Origin of the sequence: Microvirga solisilvae, assembly GCF_022808595.1 — a bacterium.
In the GTDB taxonomy this organism is placed as follows: Bacteria; Pseudomonadota; Alphaproteobacteria; order Rhizobiales; family Beijerinckiaceae; genus Microvirga; species Microvirga solisilvae.
In genome coordinates this window covers 14,048-35,895 of the sequence record NZ_JAKUCN010000013.1, presented here as the reverse complement: position 1 = coordinate 35,895, position 21,848 = coordinate 14,048, and the positions used below count along the sequence as shown (strand labels likewise).

16 protein-coding genes are annotated in these 21,848 nt (G+C 58.4%); 8 read left to right on the top strand and 8 right to left on the bottom strand.

Annotated elements, in window-relative coordinates; translation table 11 throughout:
• Nucleotides 1–64 precede the first annotated feature (64 nt).
• The 3 genes from MJ639_RS17600 to MJ639_RS17590 form a co-directional block, all read right to left on the bottom strand.
• Nucleotides 65–1,375, bottom strand: coding sequence for an HlyD family type I secretion periplasmic adaptor subunit (locus tag MJ639_RS17600; protein ID WP_243375657.1), 1,311 nt, complete (start codon nucleotides 1,373–1,375; stop codon nucleotides 65–67).
• Between the two features lie 16 nt (nucleotides 1,376–1,391).
• Entirely contained in the window at nucleotides 1,392–3,098 is a 1,707-nt protein-coding gene (locus MJ639_RS17595) for a type I secretion system permease/ATPase (RefSeq protein ID WP_243375655.1), read from the bottom strand.
• Between the two features lie 166 nt (nucleotides 3,099–3,264).
• Nucleotides 3,265–10,110 carry a peroxidase family protein gene (locus MJ639_RS17590; RefSeq protein ID WP_243375654.1) on the bottom strand — a complete coding sequence of 2,282 codons (6,846 nt, stop codon included), beginning with the start codon at nucleotides 10,108–10,110 and terminating at the stop codon, nucleotides 3,265–3,267.
• A gap of 429 nt (nucleotides 10,111–10,539) precedes the next feature.
• Between MJ639_RS17590 and MJ639_RS17585 the strand changes: the two genes are divergently transcribed.
• The 4 genes from MJ639_RS17585 (at nucleotide 10,540) to MJ639_RS17570 (ending at nucleotide 14,624) form a co-directional block, all read left to right on the top strand.
• The gene (locus MJ639_RS17585; protein WP_243375652.1) at nucleotides 10,540–11,940 is read left to right on the top strand and encodes a sensor histidine kinase; all 1,401 of its coding nucleotides are present in this window, start codon (nucleotides 10,540–10,542) and stop codon (nucleotides 11,938–11,940) included.
• A complete protein-coding gene (locus MJ639_RS17580) occupies nucleotides 11,930–12,589 on the top strand; it encodes a response regulator (protein WP_243375650.1) in 660 nt (219 codons plus the stop codon). The genes MJ639_RS17585 and MJ639_RS17580 overlap by 11 nt, the downstream gene beginning before the upstream one ends.
• 218 nt (nucleotides 12,590–12,807) lie before the next feature.
• A complete protein-coding gene (locus MJ639_RS17575; protein ID WP_243375648.1) occupies nucleotides 12,808–13,566 on the top strand; it encodes a LuxR C-terminal-related transcriptional regulator in 759 nt (252 codons plus the stop codon).
• 146 nt (nucleotides 13,567–13,712) lie between these two features.
• Entirely contained in the window at nucleotides 13,713–14,624 is a 912-nt protein-coding gene (locus tag MJ639_RS17570; protein ID WP_243375646.1) for a hypothetical protein, read from the top strand.
• 67 nt (nucleotides 14,625–14,691) lie between these two features.
• On the opposite strand, the gene MJ639_RS17565 is transcribed toward MJ639_RS17570, so the two are convergent.
• The 4 genes from MJ639_RS17565 to MJ639_RS17550 form a co-directional block, all read right to left on the bottom strand.
• Nucleotides 14,692–15,198 (bottom strand): single-stranded DNA-binding protein, encoded by a 507-nt coding sequence (locus MJ639_RS17565; RefSeq protein ID WP_243375644.1) that lies wholly within the window; start codon nucleotides 15,196–15,198, stop codon nucleotides 14,692–14,694.
• 208 nt (nucleotides 15,199–15,406) lie between these two features.
• On the bottom strand, nucleotides 15,407–15,682 hold the full coding sequence (locus MJ639_RS17560; RefSeq protein WP_243375643.1) for a hypothetical protein: 276 nt from the start codon (nucleotides 15,680–15,682) through the stop codon (nucleotides 15,407–15,409).
• Nucleotides 15,683–15,708: 26 nt separating this feature from the next.
• Nucleotides 15,709–16,053 (bottom strand): hypothetical protein, encoded by a 345-nt coding sequence (locus tag MJ639_RS17555; RefSeq protein WP_243375641.1) that lies wholly within the window; start codon nucleotides 16,051–16,053, stop codon nucleotides 15,709–15,711.
• A gap of 74 nt (nucleotides 16,054–16,127) precedes the next feature.
• Entirely contained in the window at nucleotides 16,128–16,733 is a 606-nt protein-coding gene (locus MJ639_RS17550) for a hypothetical protein (RefSeq protein WP_243375639.1), read from the bottom strand.
• A 287-nt stretch (nucleotides 16,734–17,020) separates the two neighbouring features.
• Between MJ639_RS17550 and MJ639_RS17545 the strand changes: the two genes are divergently transcribed.
• The 3 genes from MJ639_RS17545 to MJ639_RS17535 are packed head-to-tail and all read left to right on the top strand — an operon-like array spanning nucleotide 17,021 to nucleotide 20,141.
• On the top strand, nucleotides 17,021–17,317 hold the full coding sequence (locus MJ639_RS17545; RefSeq protein ID WP_243375637.1) for a hypothetical protein: 297 nt from the start codon (nucleotides 17,021–17,023) through the stop codon (nucleotides 17,315–17,317).
• Nucleotides 17,317–19,146 (top strand): AAA family ATPase, encoded by a 1,830-nt coding sequence (locus MJ639_RS17540; protein WP_243375635.1) that lies wholly within the window; start codon nucleotides 17,317–17,319, stop codon nucleotides 19,144–19,146. The genes MJ639_RS17545 and MJ639_RS17540 overlap by 1 nt, the downstream gene beginning before the upstream one ends.
• Nucleotides 19,143–20,141, top strand: a complete 999-nt coding sequence (locus MJ639_RS17535) for a metallophosphoesterase (RefSeq protein WP_243375633.1) — start codon at nucleotides 19,143–19,145, stop codon at nucleotides 20,139–20,141. Before MJ639_RS17540 ends, MJ639_RS17535 begins: the two co-directional genes overlap by 4 nt.
• Here MJ639_RS17535 and MJ639_RS17530 read toward each other — a convergent pair.
• Nucleotides 20,138–20,788 carry a hypothetical protein gene (locus tag MJ639_RS17530; RefSeq protein ID WP_243375631.1) on the bottom strand — a complete coding sequence of 217 codons (651 nt, stop codon included), beginning with the start codon at nucleotides 20,786–20,788 and terminating at the stop codon, nucleotides 20,138–20,140. The two genes, MJ639_RS17535 and MJ639_RS17530, sit on opposite strands and share 4 nt — an antisense overlap.
• A 363-nt stretch (nucleotides 20,789–21,151) precedes the next feature.
• On the opposite strand from MJ639_RS17530, the gene MJ639_RS17525 reads away from it, so the two are divergent.
• On the top strand, nucleotides 21,152–21,823 hold the full coding sequence (locus MJ639_RS17525; protein ID WP_243375630.1) for a trna delta -isopentenylpyrophosphate transferase: 672 nt from the start codon (nucleotides 21,152–21,154) through the stop codon (nucleotides 21,821–21,823).
• Nucleotides 21,824–21,848: the final 25 nt, after the last annotated feature.

The window sequence follows — 21,848 nt, the reverse complement described above, 5'->3', positions numbered from 1 at the left end:
CAACCAACCACAAAGAAGCCCCCGCAGCGAAAGCAGCGGGGGCTTTTGTGCATCACAGCCCGCCTTACTCGCCGCGAAACGCCCGAGACGACCCATCCAACACAGGCTTGGCCAAATACGACAACACCGAACGATAACCCGTCTTGATGAGGCCTTCGACCGGCATCCCAGGAATGAGCTTCAGATCTTTGAGACGCTCCCGTTCGCCATTAGCGAAGGCAACGCGCACAGGGTAGAATTGCTGACCTGAGCGTTGATCCGTGACGAGATCGGCGGCGATCAAGGTCACCATGCCCTTGAGTTCCGGAGTGCTTCTTTGATTGAAGGCGGATAAGCGTAGAACCGTCTCCAGCCCGGCGCGAACCTGGTCGATATCCTGAGGAGCCACCTTTATCTCAATGGAAAGTTCATCGGCCTCCGGCACGACCAGCATCACCGGCTCTCCGGCATTGATGACGCCGCCGATGGTATGGACAATGGACTGATGAACGATCCCATCCTGAGGGGCACGAATGTCGATCCGCTTCAACTGATCTTCTGCCGAGACTTTTCTCTCCACGAGCTCCGCGATCCTAGCCTGTGTCTCGCGCAACTCCTTTGATACTTCGCTCCTGAGTTCCTGATCGATCTGGATGATTTGCAGAGCGGTTTCGCTGATCCGGCCTTTGGCCTGTGCAACGTTCGAGATGAGCTGACCATGTTCCCCACGCAGGCGGGTCTCCTCACGTCTCAGAGCCGTTACGCGTGTCATCGGAACCAGGTTCTTGCGCCAAAGTTGCTCAACTCCCGTCAGTTCATCCTGGATGAGTTTGATCTCGTCTGCCTTGGCTGAGGCCTGCAGCTTGAGGCCATCGATTTGCTCGTCGAGCTGAGCAATGCGCTCTCTGAGCTGCGCCTTTTGGCCGGCGCGAGCATCTCTGCGCGTTTCGAACAGATGGTTCTCTCCCTGGATGAGGCTGACAAGTTCCGCCTCATGGAGGCGAGTTTTGAAGGCTGGTGGAAAAGTGATCTGCTCCAGCCCGTCGCGCTCGGCTTGGAGTCTGCTTTGACGCGCGGCCAGTTCGTCCAGGCTCTTGGACACCATGGCGAGGTTGGCGCGGGCTATCGTCTCATCGAGGCGGATCACCACATCGCCGGCACGAACGCGATCGCCGTCTCTGGCCAGAATCTCACCAACAACTCCGCCGGTGGGATGCTGCACCTTCTTCACATGGCTGTCCACGACGATAGACCCGGGGGCGATGACAGCACCTGCCAGTTCCGTAATAGCCGCCCAGCCGCCAAGGCCTCCGACGAGGAAGAAAGCGGATGAGAGACCCAGAAGAGAGTAGCGACGGATTGCGGCGCGGGCATTCGATTGATTGGGTGTGCTCATAAGGCGCTCCTGACATCTAGACGACTTTGAGCGGGGGAGTGGCGGGAGTACGTGGCTCGGCAGGTTGCGGTGATGGGACAGAGCGCAGAACTCTGTTGAGCACTTCGTCCTTCGGGCCGAAGCTCTGCATGCGGCCTTCCGCCATCACGAGCACTTGGTCTACACCTGCAAGAGCACTGGGGCGATGTGCGATGATGATGACGATCCCGCCCCGCGCGCGGATGTTCATGATGGCAGCTGTGAGCGCCTGCTCACCTTCGTTGTCGAGGTTGGAATTCGGCTCATCAAGAACCACGAGGAAGGGGTCACCATAAATGGCGCGGGCTAGGGCAATGCGCTGCCTCTGGCCGCCTGACAAGGCAGTGCCGGATTCACCCACCTGTGTTTCATAACCGTTCGGCAATTGCAGGATCATCTCATGGACATTGGCGGCCTTGGCGGCGGCAATGATCGCTTCCGACTTCGGTTGAGGTTCGAAGCGAGAAATGTTCTGCGCAACGGTTCCAGCGAAGAGCTCAACATCCTGCGGCAGGTAACCGATGTGACGGCCGAGATCCTCCGGCAGCCATTGTTCGATCGCAGCTCCATCGAACCGCACCTTACCGCGCCATGTCGGCCAGACGCCGACAAGCATGCGTGCAAGCGAGGACTTCCCCGAAGCGCTTGGGCCGATGATGCCGAGACCGCTGCCGGCTTTCAGATCAAAGGACATGTCTTGTATTGCGAAACGTTGACTACCCGGAGCGCCTGTTCCTGCATTCTCGATGGAGAGAACGAGCCGAGGGGCAGGCAGCTTGATGGGAGCTGCGTCTTGCGCATCGGCTTCGAGAGCAGCCTTCAGCCGACGCCATCCCTGCCGGGCGCTGACGAAGCCCTTCCAGTTTCCGATCGCGAGTTCGACAGGCGCCATGGCACGCGAGGTGAGGATGGAACTTGCGATCATGATGCCGCCCGTCGCCTGTCCATCGATAACGAGATAGGCACCCAGCGCAAGGACGGCGGATTGCAGCATCATTCGGATCACTTTCGAGAGAGCGCCTAAGCCACCAGCCGCATCGGATGCACGCTGCTGATGTGCAAGATACTGCTCGTTCGCATCACTCCAGCGCCCACCGATCCATCCAGCCATGCCCATGGCATGGACCACTTCAGCGTTTCGATGCGCGCCTTCGGAAATGCCATTGCGTACCAGTGCAGCACTAACCGCAGCCTTCGATGCCTCGCGTGTCAGAAGTTCGGTCAGCAGCGTGATCATGACGAGAAGAGCTGCGCCTGCGAGCGCAACCATGCCGAGCCAAGGATGGAAGCCAAAGCAGATGAAGAGATAAAGCGGCATCCATGGCAGATCGAAGAGAGCGGATGGGCCTCCGCCGGCCAGGAAGGCGCGCAATTGATCAAGATCGCGCATAGGCTGCTGCCCATCGCCATCGATCTTGCCCCTAAGGGGAGCGTTGATCTGACTGCGGAAGACCTGCTGGCTCAGATCTTCGTCGAGAGCAGCTCCGATGCGGGCAAGGATCCGTCCTCGGATTGTCTCGAACAATCCTTGGAAGATATAGAGTCCGATAATGATGATCGAGAGACCGACGAGGGTCGGAATGCTTCTGCTGGGAAGAACACGATCATAAACTTCCATCATGAAGATGGATCCGGACAGGTAAAGTATATTGATCAGGCCGCTGAGGATTGCGACGCCCAGGAAGGCGCCACGGCACGAAGCCATGATGCTAGGATGCTTTCGAAGAGAGTGGACCATCGCATTGCCTCACATAAGTTGTGGCATCTTGGTGCCTCGCAGACCGCTCAGTCGGTCTGCATCATTTTAGAGATGATCCCGCCGGGAGTGGGGGGATACTCCCGGCGAGGCCATGCGATCTCAGCTGCCTGCATCAGAAGATGAAGTCGTTGCTGTCGAGATCGGATGCATCGACACCCTTGAGAACGAGAATGTCGGAGCGGTGTACGATGATGGTGTCGCGGCCCGATTGGAACATCGCGAGGTCTGACAGGCGGTTGACTCCGGACCATCGGCTCACATCGATCTCGTCGACGCCATGGCGGAAGTCGAGGATGGTGTCCGTTCCGCTGTTCTTCTGGAAAACGAACGTATCTGCTCCCGACCCGCCCTTCAGCTTGTCGTTGCCGCCCATACCGTTGAGGACGTTATCTCCGGCATTGCCTTGTAAGACGTTGTTGAGGCCATTGCCGTAGCCGTAGGTATCGCCCAACCCGGTCAGGATAAGCTTCTCTACGTGAGTGCCGGAGAGGGAATAGGACACGCTGGCTCTGACCGTATCGATACCATCGCCTTTGCTCTCATAGATCCGGTCGTGACGGTGATCGACAACATAGATGTCGTTGCCGTCGCCGCCCCACATACGGTCAATTCCTTTGCCGCCGTCGAGAACATCATTCCCGATTCCACCGCTAAGGATATCGTTGCCTCCTCCCGCATACAGGCGGTCGTTTCCGTATTCACCATAGACCCGGTCATTACCGTTTCCAGCAACGACAACGTCATGGCCTCTTCCTGCCCAGATCCGATCTTCTTCCTCAGTGCCGCGACAGGTTTCGGATTTGGAGCTGCCTTTAACCGTCCCGCCGACGTTCCTGAGATCGAACCGGAAGGTTTCATGCTTCGTCTCACCATCGCTTGAGGTCGCAACGACGGTGATTTCATGAGAGCGTTTGGTTTCGAAATCGAGGATTGCACCCCTCTTGAGGACGATGTCGCCATCATTGATCTCAAAGAGTTTGCTCGATACGCCTTGCAGGGAGTAGGTCACCATGCCATCCGCCTCCGGCCCAAAGGCCGTCAGCGAGGCGACTGTGGTGCCGGCTGCAGCATTCTCCGCGACTGCCGATGCCCGAGCCGCGAGAAGGTTAGGTTGAGGGCCAACGGGCTGAGGAGCATTGGTGATGCCGATGAAATCGGCCGCCGTGAGATTCACCAGACCATTGAGAGCGATCTGGAACGTGGCGTTGCCGCCGAAGAGCGTCGTGTAACGCCCTTCGATGATGGTTTGACCTCCTTCCTGCCGATAACGGAGCTGACCATTACCAGTGAAATTGGCAGTGCCGATGAACGTGAAGTCCTGATCCGAACCGAGGCTGATGATCGACCGGTTCGCATCAATAGCCTTGATATCGATCTTGTCGCTACCTTGGACGAAGTCGACGATAACGTCACGGCTGGCGTTGGTGCCGGTCTCGTCATCATCGAAGATGAAGATGTCCGCACCGTCGCCGCCAGTCATCCGGTCAACGCCAGCGGCGCCATTGAGGGTATCGTTTCCAATGCCGCCGTTCAGGGTATCGTTGCCGTCGTCGCCGTTCAGAGTGTCATTGCCGTCGAGACCGGAGAGGTTGTCTCCCCCGTTCCCACCTGTCACGACGTTGTTCAAGGCGTTGCCGTTGCCCGTGAAGGAGCCGTTGCCGGTGTAGGTAAGGTTCTCTATGCCGCCTGTCAGAGTATAGGCGGCAAGAGCCGTCTGCACGGTGTCCACGCCGCCCGATCCCGCCGCGCTTTCATCGACGACGTCGCCGGCATTGTCGACCACATAGATATCATCGCCGCCAAGACCACGCATGATGTCGGCGCCACCGCGGCCGTTGAGGACGTTGGCGGCCCCGTTGCCGATCAAGGTGTCGGCACCATTGCCTCCTGTCACGTTCTCGATGCCTGTGATGGAGAGGAAGCCGGAGGCCGTTCCGGCTCCGAGATCCACCGTCACCCCGGCGCTGCCGGTTGAGTACTCGAGAGTATCTCCATCGCCATCGCCGAGATCGGCAACTACACGCTCCACATCGGCCGAAACCGTTGCGCTCTCGATAATGGTCAGGCGGTTACTCGTAAAAGTGACGTTCAGCGTTTCGTCGCTGCTTCCACTGTCGCTGACATTGATCGTGTCGATGTCGGCGCCGCCGTTGATGGTTGACGTTGCTCCACCACCATCGATCGCGTAGAGGAAGACGTCATTACCGGCTCCGCCGCTGAGCGTGTTGGTCCCCGAGCCGCCATCGATGCTGTCGTTACCTTCCCCGCCATCGATATTGTCGTTGCCGGAACCGCCACTGAGGGCATCGTTCCCTGCCGCGCCGGTGATGATGTCATTGCCGGCACCGCCATTGATCACGTCATCACCATCGAGGCCTGCGAGGGTGTCATTGCCATTGCGGCCGTTGATCAGGTTCGGACCCGTCGTGCCGGAATAGTTGTCGCTGGCATTGTTCGACCCGATCCGCGCCGTGATCACGGAGGTGATGGATTCCGGATTTCCGGCGCCATCGGTAAAGCTCACGACCACCCGAATGAACTGACCAATTCGACTATCCGGAACCGAGTAGTTCTGCTGATTGGCGCCAGGAATGGTGCTCCAGGTTGTGCCGAAATTGGTCGAGAACTCCCACCGATAGCTGAAGGCTCCGAGACCGTTGGCATCCGCAATGCCACTCGCATCCGCTGTCAGGATGTTTTCAGTGCCAGTGATCGTGACCATGCCGGTCGCGGCACGCTGCGCGATCAGAACATCCTGATCCGCAAAGCGCAGATACTCGATATTGAGCACCCGATCCGTTCCATCGTCGCCGTTGGCCGCATCGGTATCGGTAACCGTGTAGCTGCCATCCGCGTTGCGGCTGAAGCTGTAGCCGGAACGAGCCCCACTATAGACCGCATAGTCATTGGCTGTGTTTAACAGATCCCCTTCGACGATCTCACGGACGATGGAGAGCTGGCCTGGATTGAGCGTGCGGTTGAGCATCAGCGCCTCGAGGGTCTTGCCGCCGAATTGCGCTGTTGCTCCGTCGATCGGCGCCCCGTTCTTGTATTGGGATTCGAGATAGACCTTCCCTGTCATCCCATCCGCCGTATAGACCGTATTCCCGACCGTGATACGGATGCGAACATTCAGCCAGTTATCGCCGTCGATAAGATCGTTGCCGCCACGTCCCTCGATCGTGTCGTTGCCGCCGCCGCCGAGCAGGATGTTGCCCTGATCGAAGGCAACAATCTTCTCAAGATCACCCGTCGTGGGCCTCGCGCCCACCATGTTGCCGAGCAAGGCGCGCAGACCATCGATCCGATCGATGCCGGCATGGGTCAGTTCATTGTCGGTAAACGTGAAGTCCACATTGGCTCCTACCGGAGGCGGCTCCGCATTCGGGTCGCCGCGGTTGTCGCCCCTGAGGACGTCGTTGTTCTTCCAGCCGGACAGGCCCTCGACTTGGTCGAAACGGTCGCGGAGGATGTCCTGCTCGTCTGTCGTGAAGATGGGCGTGAGCAGATCGGAATCCGCGGCCTCGCCATTGCCTTTATGGATCGCCCAGTCGTAGCCGAACATGCCTTCGTTACGCATGACGCTTTCGCCTTGGACCATGATGTCGTCGCCAGATTCGGCGTCGAAATCATGTTCGTTCTGGCCTGCGAACATCACGTCATGGCCGATGATGGTTGAGTTGAAATTCAGCTCGGAATTGTCGCCGGCAGTGGTATCGAAGCCATTGCCAGCTTCGATCCAGTCGTCGCCTTCGTTGCCGAGAAGGAAATCGCCGCCGTCACCGCCGAGCATGAAGTCATTGCCCGTTCCGCCGAACATTTCCTTCCCGTCAGGACCGGCAATCAAGAAGTCCTGTCCCTCGTTGCCGAAGACAAGCGCAAGGCCACTGCCGCCGTGGATGACGTCGTTACCCTCTTCTCCGTGCAGCATGTCGACTTCGCCGATATCCGTGCCGTTATTGGTGATGATGTCGTCGCCCTTGCCGCCATGTACTTTGTCGACGCCGTAACCCGCTTCGATGCTGTCGTTGCCGTCTCGGCCCCAGACCGAGTCGTCGCCGCCGCCCGAGATGATAGTGTCGTTTCCTTGAGTACCCTGGATCAGAACGTGGTCGTTGGTGTTAACGCGGATGTACTCGTCCTTGCCGTCGTTGTTGGCATCGACGCGCACTACCATCGGCGATACAGCCTGGAGCCACGGGTCGTCCTGTGTTGGATCCGTCAGGCCGAACTTCGTCATCATGGTACGGTCCATGTAAAGAACATGGTCCGGCACGGAGAAGATGTCCCCAGGCAGAGCATAGCCGGTCTCGCCGAGATCGGTGTTGTTCAGGATCATCTTGGCGAGAGAGTTGTTTTCCAGCTCGTTGAGCAGGTTCAGACCCTGGACGCGGGACAGATAGTAGAACCGGTCGGCGTTCTGCAGGTTCTCGAGCTGGAGTTCGAAAATGAAGGAGAAGGTGGAGCCCAGCATTCCGCCGAAGGCCATCTTCTTCTCTGCCATGCCGCCGACCCAGAGATCGACATCCTCGAGGCCGCCGAGTTTGGTGGCATATGGGCCGGTACCATTCAGGAAAGCCTGACGGTCAGCCTCGTCAAGGCTCGAATGACCGAAAACAAGGTTCCACGCTGCATTCCGCTTGGCTTCGACAGTAGTCGCATTGACGATGGTTTCATGCGTGCCGTAGGCCGCGATGAAATTCACGATCGAGGCCGGATTCTTCAGGTTCAAGGCGAAGTCGGTCCAACTCGTATAGGCCGCGAGCTGCGTGTCGCCGCTCGCCATTTGCTGGAATTGTCGCCGTGCCTCATTGAGGGGGGGAATGCCAGTGTCACGACCACGAGCGATATTGAGGGCTGCAAGATCGAGCGGAATGCCGACGAGCTGGTTGCGCAGGACACCCGTTACGAATTCGTCGATTTCGTTGCCAACCTGGCTCGTCATGCCGCGGATGATCGCGCCCGCAGCCTCATCGTGATCGATGGTGGATGACCCGAAAGCCAGCGGGTTCAGGAACGCATCGAAGAGATCCATGCCGACATTGTTGCCGTTCGCATCGATGGCCGCCACCTCTTCACGGAGCATCGAGTGGCCGAACCGGTACACGACATGCGCGAATTCAGCGAAGATCGCCGGGTTGATGTCGATGGAAGGGTTGAAGACGAAAGCATCGACATCCGGCTGAACCTTGCGTGCGAATTCTTCAAAGACAAGGTGTTGATATTGCATCTCGGTGGTGAACCGGGCTGCCTGGAACAGGCGCTCGCCATCCCACTTGAGATTCTGCGCAAAGGCGGCAATCGCCGCGGGATCATTCGCGGGAGGAAGAACCGTGTCAAGCGGAAGATCGACACGCAGCCATTCATTGAGGAAGGCGACGTCGCCTGACTCAATGGCGCGCACCTTTACTTGCTCGACCATATGGTTGTGTTCGGAATGGAATACATGGTGGACGGCGGAAAGACCGATATTCTCGTTGCCGCGTCCATCACCCGTGATGTAGTGAGCATCGAGCATCTCGTTGTCGTAGGCCGTCTGCTGGCCACGATCATTAAGCGGACCGTTCGTACCGTCGAGGTTCTTGTAGCCGATTGCACCATCGCCATCCTGCTGCAGGACGCCGTTCACGAGGACCGGGACAGCGGCATGGGCGATATCGTCCAGGAAGGCGTGCCCAGTGCGGAGCGCATCTGCAGTCGAGATCGGGGCACTTGGATTTCCCTCGCGGAAAACGTCATCGCCGCCGCCGAATTTGCCGTCGGTGCCGAGAGAGACGACCAGTTGCGGATAACCATTGGGCCCACGCACGAACTCGCCATATTCATCCATCACGAACAGCGGAATGTTGGTCACGTCCGCATCCGTCAGATTGATGCCGAGCATCGTCCGCGCCTGCTCCTTCACATCGGCCCAGGTGGCGAGGCCGCGATCGCCTGTCAGCAGCTTTCCGGTCGAGACCGGATAGGAATCGGCGATGCCGTCCCCGTTGCGGTCTACAGAGAACTCGTATTCGCGTAAAAACAGCTGATGCGATGAATGCGACGTATAGGTCTGGTTCTGATCGACCCATGGAGTTGTCAGGTTGACGGCATTGGTCGGTGCGCGGGTCAGCACCATGAAGTTGGTATGCGGGCTATCCGCGTTGTAGAGCGGATCGTCTGGCTGGAGCGGAATATAGATCGTCCCGTTATTGCCCTTGGGAACGAGATCGAGACCATGGTCGAAGAACTGGCCGAAAAGCGTGAACCAGCCATTGTACGAAGCCGAAAGGCCTTCATCGGGAGAAACGTTCGGCAGAACGACGCTCTCACCGTCCATCTCGACGCCATGTTTGGTCAAGGCTGTGTTGAGTGCTGTCTGCGCTGAATCGATTGTCGCCTGAACGCCGCCGGTGATTGCCGTCTTGAGCGCCGTATGAGCGCTGCGAATTTCGTTCAGGGCCGTCATCAGGTCCGGTCCGGTCACGCCAGCATGGGTGAGAGCTGCGTAGATAGCTGCCGGGTTGTCGAGGGTCTGGTCGACAATGAGATTGGAAATGATGCGTGGGTCGGCGTCCACGAGGGTCCCGCCACCCAGCCCCATGGATTGAGGACTGGGGTTGCCCATCTCGCCATAATTGCCGTCGGTAAAGACGACAGGATTGGGCGAGCCCTGGCCGAACGTGATGCTGTCGTCGTTCTCGTTTCGATAATAAGGCGTGGTGATCCGTGGGAAGGGATTATCGGCAGCGCCCCATTGATCGCGTCCTGCGACCAGATTGTTGTAGCTGCCATCCACCGTGCGCAGCCCGTAAGGAGATAGGGGAGTGCTGATAGCCAGTGGATCGCTCGGATTGGTCGAGATGTTTCCTTGAGCGTCGACGCGGATCTCGGTCAGCGGCGTTCCCGATGAATGCGCTTCCGCGATCTTGATCTGCTTCAGAATGAACTCGAGATCGTGCCTGACGAGATTGACCATGTCGCTCCTCCTATGTGCTGCCGCATTTCGGGCGGTTCATGAACACATTCTGGGCGGGATGGGTCGTCTCAACTATAGGGTCTGAGGTCCTATAACAGGCAGCGGCACCAAGGTCCGATCAGGGTCTTGAGACCGTATCGGACTTTGGTCGGTATACCGACTATGGTCGGAGAAGAGGCTTGCGCGTTGGCTCTTCGCAAAGGTGTTTATGGCTAGTCTAAGCCATTGCGACTGCTTCTCATTGTTCGGAAAGTAGTCTCGATATGCAGGCAACTGCCGATCCCTGTTCGGCCAGACTACCCCTTCCGGATAGTATTTACCCGTTCGAGAGATGGAGCGACCTTATCTTCTCTCTCGATCATCAGCCTCAACCAGAAGGGCTGTGAGACTGAGAGCGGGAATACCATTGTGGATTTATCCTGCGATACAATGCGCGAAGCGCCCCCTGAGACGTTGCCCAGACAGGGCTTGAGCCTCATCAATCAGTTCCTGTGTGTAGCCTTCGGCGTCATGATCGTCGGTATGCTTGCGATGGGCGCCTGGGTTTCATCGCAGATCGAGGAAAGCGTCGCGGAATTGAAATCCGTTTCCATGGCACTCTCCGTCAATAGCAATATTGCTCCTCATCTCCAGGAACTCGCATCGGGGAATGTTCTGTCGAAACAAAGCATCCTTGATCTGAATCGGGTTATGGACCGACCGGATCTTCGAGCAAACGTCACGTCCCTCAGAATCTGGAAACGGGACGGGCTCATCGTCTACAGCAGCGAGCCTGATCTCATCGGAAAGAAATTTCCTCTCAACCCCTATCCACGGCAGGCCTGGGCAGGAGCCGTCAAAGTACAGCTGAATGGACTCGCCTATGAAGAGGACGCGAGCGAGCGCGCTAAGGGAGTGCCACTGCTCGAGGTCTTTGTACCGATCTACGACTTAGAGACCAGCCATGTCATAGCTGTCGCGGAGTTTCATGAACGGGCGGATGTCATAAAAACCGAACTCACAGCATCCAAATGGCAGACGTGGATCACAACAGCAGTGATCACGCTAAACATGATGGGTTGCTTGTTCATCATCGTCGCGAATGCGGGTAAGACGATCGACCGGCAGCGCGTCGCCTTGGTGGAGCGCGTCGCGCAATTGTCGGCACTTCTGCATGAGAACCGTTCTCTCAAAGGTCGCATAGAAAAGGCTGCGCAGAAATCAACGGAAAACAACGAGCGTTTCATGAGACGGATGGGATACGACCTGCATGATGGTGTGGCCCAGCTTGTCGGGTTGGCTCTGCTGCGCCTTGGCCGTGTAGAAGGAAGTGAGAGGGAGCAAGACAATCTGCAGAAGATCCGCAGCGCTTTGTCAGATGCGCTTACGGACATCAGAAACATTTGCAAGGGCCTCCTTCTTCCGGAAGTCGAGAAATTGTCTCTCGACGAAGCCTTGCTTCTGATGATTCGTCAGCATGAACTACGAACAGGAACGACAGTTTCGCGCCAGATCGCGTATGTGCCGCAGGAAGCTCCTCACTTCGTCAAGATCGCGCTGTGCCGCTTCGTGCAGGAATGTCTCAATAATACCTTCAAACATGCCGATGGAGTTGGGCAACGCGTCCACGCCAGCTGGGACGGCGCAAGGATTACGATAGAAGTGGCGGATGATGGGCCGGGGATCCATAAGGGTTCCGGTATCGCGCCGACACCTAGCTTGGGCCTCAGCGGCCTCCGTGATCGTATAGAAAGCATTGGCGGAATCGTCATCATAAAGAGCGTTCCGGGCGTTGGAACGAGCTTCAAGGCGTGCTTGTCTCTGTCAGCAGGAGAGATGGATGCAGCGTAAGATCCGGGTTGGCGTTGTCGACGATCATCCCCTCTACAGGGACGGAGTGATTTTTGCTCTGGAGGCCGAGCCGGACATGGAGATCGTCGGCCAGGGTGAAACCGCCAGCGACGCATATCAGCTCGCCCACGAGCAGTCTCCCGATGTTCTGGTGCTTGATATGAACATGCCTGGTGGCGGCATCAACGCTGTCGCCAAGATTGCGGCGAGAGCATCGCCCACAAAGATCCTGATGCTGACCGTCGTGGATGATCAGGACGATGTACGAAGCGCTCTGAGAAAAGGTGCACGCGGATATCTCCTCAAGGGGACGAGCAGTTCGGAGCTGGTGAATGCCATTCGCATGGTCAGCAAAGGCCAGAGTTATGTCTCGCCTAGTTTTGCCATGCAGCTCATCATGTCGAGGAACACAGAGAAAAACGATCCTGTTGAGCCGAACGACCGCTTCCCTGAGCTTTCCGACCGTGAAGAACAAGTTCTGATGCTAATCCTGCGCGGCCTCAGCAATAGGATGATCGGGGATGAACTCGGGCTCACGGAGAAGACCGTCAAAGGTTACGTGACGACGATCATGGAGAGGCTTAATGTCCGAAATCGCGTGGAAGCGGCGATGCTCGCGGCGGAGCGTATCGCGGATCGGCGGGCATAAGCGAAGATTTGCTACCGACCATTGAGCGTTTTCTTGAATATCTACTCCTCTGGAGTAGTACCTAAGAGAGACGCAAGAATCCTTTCCCCCACAACCAAGGATATTGCCCATGCTTAGCTGGCTTCGATATTCTTCCAAGGTGACAGGAAGATATTGAACCGTCAGTAGATATCTTCCTTGTCATCGTGTTGAAGGCCATATTGGAGCGGGGGGTTCCAATGGAGAGTCGCATTCGTATCGGGGTTATCGATCCGCACCCTCTCTTTCGAGATGGGATCGTCCTTGCCCTCAATTCGCAGCCCGATCTGGAAGTAGTTGGCCAAGGTGCAACTAGCTTGGACATCCTCCGCATTATCCATGAGTACAATGCGAACGTCCTTGTGATAGATGCCAGTCTTCTCATTTCCAGTATGACGCATATTGAATCGATCCGCCTGAGTAATCCTCAGGCCGCGATCATGGTTCTCGCCGATGCGGTGGATGAGGAGCAGGTTCATACGGCGTTGAGAAGTGGAATTCGCGGCTATCTTCTCAAGGGGACAAGCCGAGCCGAGCTGGTCCAGGCCGTGCGGGCTCTTCATCAGGGGCAGAGCTTCCTATCGCCAAGTCTTGCTGCAAAGCTGCTGATGCATACCAATCGCTCCAGCGTTGGCGACATGAAGGGCAAGGAGCGACTGCCTCATCTTACGCCTCGCGAACAGCAAATCCTTTCCATCCTCATTCAGGGGCGCAGCAACAAGGAGATCGGCAATACGCTCGATCTAAGCGAGAAGACGATCAAGCATCATCTCACCAACATTCTTCAGAAGCTGCGGGTCCGTAATCGGGTCGAGGCTGCGCTGTTTGCCTCAAGCCGGATGCCGCAGGACTCGGCAGTTGCGGAGCCACGTACTTGGCCGAAGTCATCGACCGATCGTGCGTCTCACGCTCCAGTAATTGGAGATAATGTTCTGCATCTTGCCGGATCTTTAGCTTGAGCGCGGCTGATCCCTTCGCTGAAGCGCCAGCGTTGATATGCTCTTGATGTTCGACAATGGCCAAGGTCTCTAGGCAGGATCCATTTCAGATATAGGCTGTTGTCATTGCAGGACTTTCTTAATTTCAAAGCCTGCAGAGATTCTCGATGGAGTTCGCATCAGCCTTTCAGGTGACGCTCTCGGATGGCGAGAAGCCTGGTGCTTTCGCACGTTTCCCCTATGACCGTGACCTTGTCAGGCGTTTCCGCGAGGCCTTTCCTAGGGCTCGCTGGCGAGGCGAGGAAAGCGGCTGGTTTGTGCCCGGAACTACTGCGGTGAAAAGGCTGAATGCTTGGATGGCGCAGGAACTCGAAACCCTGGACCGTCATGCAGATGACAAAGGGCGCGATGCCTATCTCTTCGAGCCTCTGGAGAGTTCTTATTTGAGCATCGGCGAGGATCTGAGAATCCGTACGCCTTATTCACAGACCATCGTCGAGGCTCTTCGCTCCATACCGTGGGCGCATTGGAGCCCCAATGAGAAGCTCTGGCACGTGCCGTTCCGCTCTTACGATGCGCTGCGCCGCCTTTGGCCTATGATCGAGGAGGCCGCGCGCCGCAACGAGCCTGAGGCGAGACGGCAGCGTCGGGAAGAGAGACGACAGCAGGGATATGTGTCGCCGGACCCGCTCCAGGCGGAACGACGTCGCAGGCGCTATCCCGTTCCGGGCGATGATCTCCCGCCGCTGGATACGCCACTCGCGACTTTGCCGTGGGGAGTAGTCGTGTTCGATGACGTTGAAGACCACGTCGTCGAAGAGGCGCTGGATGCCACCATCTATCCTCATGCCAAGGTTGATCGCGAGCGCTTTGTCTGGGCCCGATGGCGCATGCCCCATCTCGATGAACTCTACCGCGCCAAGCCCTCGCAGGAGCCGGAGAATTCTGCCATCCGTGCTGAGAGAGGATGGTGGTGGCCAAGCCGCGAAGAGCTTCAGGAGAGGGCTCGCAAATTGCGGGAAATCGAGCGCGCGCAACGCTCGCGTCAGGCCGCCCACAAAAGCTCCGCAGAGTTCTGAGCGAGTGATTAGAGCTTACAAAAAATCCGGGCGTGAAGCCCGGATTCTAGAAGCATGTTTGGGGTGCTTAGAACGGAATGTCGTCGTCGAAATCGCTGCGGCGGGACCCTGCACCCGCTGGCTCGGGTCTGCGCTCCATGGGGGACGAGCGGCCGAAATCGCCGCCGCGGCTGATCTGCCCGCCGCCTTCCTCATCGCCGTATTCCGACGAGGAGCCGCCCGAACGCCCGTCCAGGATCGTCAGCTCGCCACGGAAGCGCTGCAGCACCACCTCGGTCGAGTACTTCTCGACACCCTGCTGGTCGGTCCACTTGCGCGTCTGAAGCTGGCCCTCGACATAAACTTTCGAGCCCTTCTTCAGATACTGCTCCGCTACCCGCGCCAGGTTCTCGTTGAAGATCACCACCGAGTGCCACTCGGTCTTTTCCTTGCGCTCGCCGGTCGCCTTGTCCTTCCAGGTTTCCGAGGTGGCAATGCGCAGGTTCACCACCGGCTCGCCGTTGTTCAGGCGCCGCACCTCAGGGTCACGCCCCAGATTGCCCACCAATATCACCTTGTTCACACTGCCTGCCATAACGGCATCTCCCTTGCTCTCTCCCGAACCAAATCCGGGTCTGCTGTACTCTCCTGCCCGATATTGGCATCATCTATTGTTCTACATTTGTTCTCGGGAAAACTCAAGAGAAGAATAAGGCTCAGCTCGGACGATAAAGGAAAAACAAGGAAGGGGATTATATCGCGCAAAAAAGAGCGGCGAGAGAATCGCCGCTCTGAAGATCAGGTTACTCTGCCGCCTGAAGATAGACCACCTTCGAGTGTTCTTTGTGGACCTCGCGAAGAGTGCGCGCCATATAGGTCAGCTGCTCGATGGCCTTTTCGAGGTCAGCCTTCGTGCCCGCACTGAGATCATAGGCTTGCCGGCCACGATAAAGACGATTGACCTGGGATTCCATATCCCCGGCAGCTTCACGGATGCGGTGAACGAGATTGTCTGCGATCACATTAGCATTGCCGTCGACAACGCAGAATCCAACATCACTTGCACGAACCTTGGCCATGGGCTGAACCTCTTGTTATTTCTGTCTCATGCGACGGCCTTGCGGCTCATCTCGGCATGAAGGCCAAGACGGCGCGCCAGCGCATGCTTCGTCACCGGGCCAATCCCGGGCAGTGTGCTTAAAAAGCGCAGCTTGTCCGGGCTCACGGTGTAATTGTGAAAGAGCTGCTCGCGCTCACTCCAGATCTGATCGATCGCCGAAGCCTTCGCCGGATGGCGAAAGGCCATGCGGGACGTTGATCCGAACTCCAGTGCACGCATGCAGCGTTCGAAAGTGCGGCGGCCGACACCTGCCGTCACGCTTGCATGGCAGATGGTGGCGATAACGCTCTGTGCAAAATCATCGGCTGTTTCAGGCGCGGAGAAATCCATGCCGGACGCATCGCGCTGCAGCGTCGTCCAGCCTTTCAAAGATCTCTCACCGTGCCCTAGGCTTGGCATTCACATCACCTTATATTCCAGGCTGCCTGCAGCAGCCGGACGAGCTTGGTTCCAGTCCTGCGAATCCGATAAGGCGCCTGCCACGCGGGAGAAATTTTTCTCTCCATGACATAGCGGGCGGAGCGAAGACGCGGACTTGCTGAAAAGGGACGCGCGCCTGTCTGACCGCGCATGCGCCAACTTTCGTCGAATTTGCGAAAACCATCGTCCTGCAAGGGTTTTTCGAATGTTCCCGACTGTAGAGAGATGGGAAGAGAAGTGGTTTTCTGCAAGGTTTCCGACACTATAGGAGCAGGGTTTTTGGGCTCTTTTTGCATCTGCGGCCAAGCTGAAATCTCGCAGCGCGCGACCTTGAAAGTCTGCGCCAGTTCCGGCCCGGTCTCGATATGGTAGACGGCTGCCGCGCACGAAAACGCCTCAGCAAATGGCGCCATCACGCACCAGCTTTTCTCCGCCATGTGCAACGGCCAAGTCCACAAACTATCCTCGCGGCGCTGGCCGATGCTCTCGCGCTCGATGAAGTAGCCGGTCGTCTTGTGCTCGAGCCCTTCCTCCGTCACGAGCCATTCCTCGTTCTCGAAGATTGGACGCATATCCGTCATCACGCTCATGCCGGCATCCTTTCAAACGAAGCCTTGGTGTCTCCGACGCGCCGCGCGAAGCAGGATTTGCTTGATGCGCGAACAAAACAAGAACATAATGACGAACGGTAATGTGTCAAGCAAAGTTCACGCAGTGGGACTGTAATCTCGGAGCAACTGATCTTATCTGGTGGTCTGGAAGGCAGGATTGAAGAGATCCTCCTTAATCCAGAGCGAAATAAGGCGAAGAAGTTGCGACGAAATATCGCCGCTCTAAACTGAAACTAGACCATTCATCTGTAGCGGAGTCGTTTCTCATGACGAGCCTGTCACGCCAGGAATCGGACAGCCTAAGGCGTCTCGAAGACCTGCGAAAAACCTTCGACAAGCTTCGTGCGGAACGTATCCGCGCTGAAGGCGAAGTCGAACGTCTGGCGCGCGATTTGGAAGAGGCGCAGAGGCTCGCCAAGACAGAACTCGGCACGGATGACGAAGTGGAAATCCAAAACCTCATCGCAGCGGCGCTTTCGCAGAACGCCAAGCTGGTCGAAGAATTCGGCGCAGCCCTGCGCGATGTGGAAGCGCGGCTGCGGCAGCTCGGAGAGGAGCGTTGATGGATCGCTCCATCGATCATGATGTCGCACGTGCGGAAGCGTCTCTGGCGCGCCTCGAAGGGCGGCGGGATGCGACGGCTCAGCGCGTCTCTGGGCTGACAAGGGAGATCGAACTCGCCAAAGGGCGCCTCGCCGTCAAGGACGACGTCGAGGCCTTCATCGAGGCCGTGCATGGCAGCGCCAGCCGCCGTAATCTCGCGGCCTTCGAGACGCTGCTGACAGCGCTTGTGCAGGAAGTTCTGCCCGGTGAGAAGCCGGTGGCGCTGGAGCTTTCCACCGAGCGGGGCTTGGCTGCCCTCGACATCTGCGTACGCCGTCCGGACGGTACGCTCGAGGATGTGCTGGAGGACAATGGCGGTGCGCTGACCAATGTGATCGGCATGGCCTTGCGCCTTATCGCCGTGGTGAAGGCCGATGTGGCGCGTTTCCTGGCGCTGGACGAGGCCGATTGCTGGATTGCGCCCGATCGCGTGTCTTCCTTCTACAAGGTTCTGGAGGACGGCGCGGCGCGGCTGGGCGTGCAATGCTTTGCCGTTTCGCATCATGACCTGTCGCAGTTCTCCGACAAGTTCCACATCGCACGCATCACTGGCGAACCGGCGTCGGGTGTCGCGGTGCAATCCGCCGATACGGGTTCCGCCTGGGACGATACGCAGCCGGGCCTGCGCTTCATTCGTCTTGTCGACGTTCAGGCCTACAAAGACGCGACGCTTCATTTGAGCCCTGGCGTGAATGCGCTGATCGGGCCGAACAATCGAGGCAAATCCACCTTCATCCGTGCCTTGAGGGCGGTGTTCTATGGCGAGGCGCGCGACAGTCTGGTGAGGGCCGGCGCGAAATCCGCCATTGTCGAGATCGGCATGGCGAGCAGAAGGGTTTTGCGCTTCTCGCGGCAGCCGCGCCGCTCGCCGGTCAATATCTGGTCGCTCCACGAAGCGGATGGCTCGGTCGTGGAGGAGAAGGGGATGCGCTACGAGACCGGTGGGCGCAACGTGCCGGACTGGGTCGGCGATCTCTTCCGCATCACCAAGGTAGAAGATCTCGACGTGCATGTGGCACATCAGAAATTTCCCGTCTTCCTGCTTGGCGAAACAGCATCGCGCCGCTCTGCCGTTCTCTCCATCGGCCAGGAGGCAAGCTATATCCGCGATATGCTCGTGATTCATCGCGAACGCTGCGCTCGCGACAACGCGACGGTCCGCAACGGGGAGCGCGAGTTGGCTGCGCTCCAGGAAGCGCTTGCGAGCTACGACGAGATTCCTGTGCTGAAGAGCAGACTCGCTTCGCTGCGTTCTCAAGGACAGCAGATCAACAGGGCGGCGGAGCGCCTGGAGCGCCTCCAGGATCACGCATCGCAGTTCTCGCGCCTGAAGGGCCAGCTCGCGATGGCTCAGGCGCGGGCTGCAGCAACACGCCTGTTGCCACAGCCGGATCAGTTGGCCGATCTCACACGCCGCGTGGAGCATGCCCGTGAGCGTGAGCGTATCGGGCGACAGGTTCTGCAACTCGGCAGGGAACTGGCAGCGAGTAAATCGCGACTGACTGCCCTGAAAGGTTTGCCCGAGGCGGCTCCTGCTCTTGAAAACACGGCATCGGCGCAAAACATCCTCAAGCGGCTCGGCGATCTTCGGAGCGCCGCTCTGATCGCTAAGGGACTCATGGCGCAGATCGACGAAGGGTTACAATCCGTGCAGACCGAGATGGCGCGCCTTGTCGAGGAGACAGGCGGTCTGTGCCCGACCTGCGGCTCGCCGGTGAGTGCGGAGAATCTTCTCGACCACCACGCCCATTCTTCTCATTCCACACCGTCGGAGCGGCTGACCGCATGATCTTGTCCGGGGACCGTCTCCAGCCTGTCACCTGCAACGGCCTTCTCGTCATCGGCGATCCGCATGTGGGCTCGCGCAGACCGGGGCGTCGCAAGGATGCCGTGTGGCCTCAGGCCGTTCTCGGCAAGCTCGAACGCTGCGTGGCGATTGCCAACGAGCGAGGGCTTGCGCCGGTGATCCTGGGCGATCTATTCGACAGGCCTGTCGAACCCGACGAAGCGCTCAAAAATCAGCTCATCCGCATCCTCAAGGGTTTTCGCCATCGCCCGCTCGTGAATGTCGGCAATCATGACATCCAGCATACGACGCTTACCGATGGCGACACGCTGGCGCTGTTGGGGCTGTGCGATGTCGTGGATGTCGCAGCGGCTTCGGCTCCGGTCGCGGAATTTCACATCGGCACGCGGCGGATCGGCATCGGCATGACGCCCTATGGCCAAGCCATTCCCACGGATGCGCGCGGCTCCTTCACGGGCGTCGATCTGCATGCCTGGTTCACGCATCACGACATCGCCTTCGATGGCGGCTATCCCGGCGCCGTTCCTCCCTTCGCCGTCGAGGGATGTGACGTTCTCGTCAATGGGCACATCCACAAGACTCAGAAGGCGGTGATGGCCGGGCGCACGCGCTGGCTCAATCCCGGCAACATCAATCGCCAGTCGGTGGATCTGGCAGATCACGTTCCGCGCGCCTGGATCCTCGATGCGGGCGGCGAGCTGGAGGCACAGGAACTGCCTCACGAGCGCAACGTGTTCGACCTCACAGGGCGGATCGTAGATGCGGCCGATGGTGGCGTGGTGGCGCGCGAGGTGGAGAGCGCCTTCGTGACGCTGCTCCAGGCCGAATCCTCGACCGAACTGAAGCGCAGCGGCGACGGATCCATCGTGCGTGATGAGATCGAGGCGAAGTTCGCAGCTGACAATATACCCGATGCGGTGCGCGCCATCGTCCGCTCGCTCCTGAGCGAAGCGGTGGAGCGGCACGCGAATTCTTAGAACGCAAACGGATCCGTATAGGGCAGGCGGCGCCGGCGCACCTGAGTCTCGGGCAGGATCGGGCGGCTGATGTCGACCGCGATCAAACCCTCGCAGGCAAGCGCCAGAACGGCGGCGACGCCGTCCTGCGTGTTCATCACCGCTCCTGCGCAATCGACGAGCCGCATGGCGCCGACCTCGTCGAGCTGATGAAGAACGCGCACGCGATCGCCTGCCGTGACGGGAGTACGCCGGCAGGCGGTGATGAGCCGGACCGTGGTAAAGCGTGGCTCGGCGCGAATGCTGGCTGCGGTCTCGATGGAGAAGTGCCGGCCGTCCTCGGCGGTGAGGCCGTGGATCGCCGCCGTGCGTAGCGGATGGGTCAACAGATCGTCATCTGTGAGCACGTCGACGAGAAGAGACTGCCCGTCACGGATGATCTCGAAATCGGCGATATGTTCGATTTCACGGTCTCCAACCACGAACGTTGCCGGATCGGCGGGTGCGCGCAAGGACTCGATCTCCGAGTCGAGTTCGCAGATGGAAAGAAAATCGGCGATGAGCGTGTTGCGCGTCAGCGGCGTCGCCGGCTTTTTCTGGGTCCGACGGGTTCCTTGGCGCCGCTCGCTGTGTCGGTCGGACAGGTCGAGGATCGCTGGCGCTGACATCGGGCCTCCAAGGTGATGGCGGGTTGGGCAGGAGAGGGCGCTGTGCCGTTTGATATGGATCAATCCCTGCTATTGCTTTCAGAACAAATAAAGAACAGATGCCCTAAAGTCAAATAAGCAGAAGGTGCAAAAAGTGTCTCGCAGGCTTGGTCGCGAGCGTCCCGCAAGATCACTAATGGGTCAAAATGACGCTACCTTAAGGTTTTGATTTCACACTCAAATTTGCGCCTCGTCGAGAGGCTGCGATTAGACCCGAATGGCGAAATCTGGTATAGAACAAATAACGAACGTCTCGGCCACCAGAAGAGGCGTCTAGAAGGGCGTGAGGCCGTTACTTGTGGGCATGAGAGAGATAGGATCGAGATGAGTACAGCAGACAAGAAAATCGCCGAGGTGCTTGCAAAATTCGATGAACCGATGGCCGGCAATGTCTGGCGTGTTCAAGGCACGGCGGTGATCTATCACAAGACGCTGGAGCGCATTGCCGCTCAGGCCAAGATCATCTTCGACGAACCAAAGATCATCCGTGCCGAGCGCGACGAGGCGGTGATCCAGGTGACCGGTCGCATGGGCGAGCGCATCGAATGGTCGATCGGCGAAGCCTTGGTGGGCGTGAATTATCGCGTTTCCGGCAAGCAGGCGGCCTATGTTTATGCGATGGCGGAGAAGCGCGCGAAGGACCGTGTCATTCTCAAGCTCATCGAGCTTCACGGCTTCGTCTATTCCGAGGAAGAAGCCGACGAGTTCAAGCAGAGCCGTCCAGGTTATGCCGAGCCCTCTGCCGAGATTGAGCGCACCGAGGTCGAGAAGACCAAGGTCGAGGTTACGGCCAGCGGCAATGTCGAGGACGAACTGAAGCAGAAGATCAAGAAGGCGAAGACCATCAACGCGGTCACCGATCTCATGCTTCATGCCGATACGCAGAAGCTTCTGAGCGCCCTGCCGGAGGGCATCCGCGACGAGATCCGCGACTTCGCCAAGGCTCGCCTCGTAGAGCTCGGCTGGCCTACCAAGAAGGCGGCAGCCGCTGCCTGATCAATCTTTCAAACGGGGCGGCGTG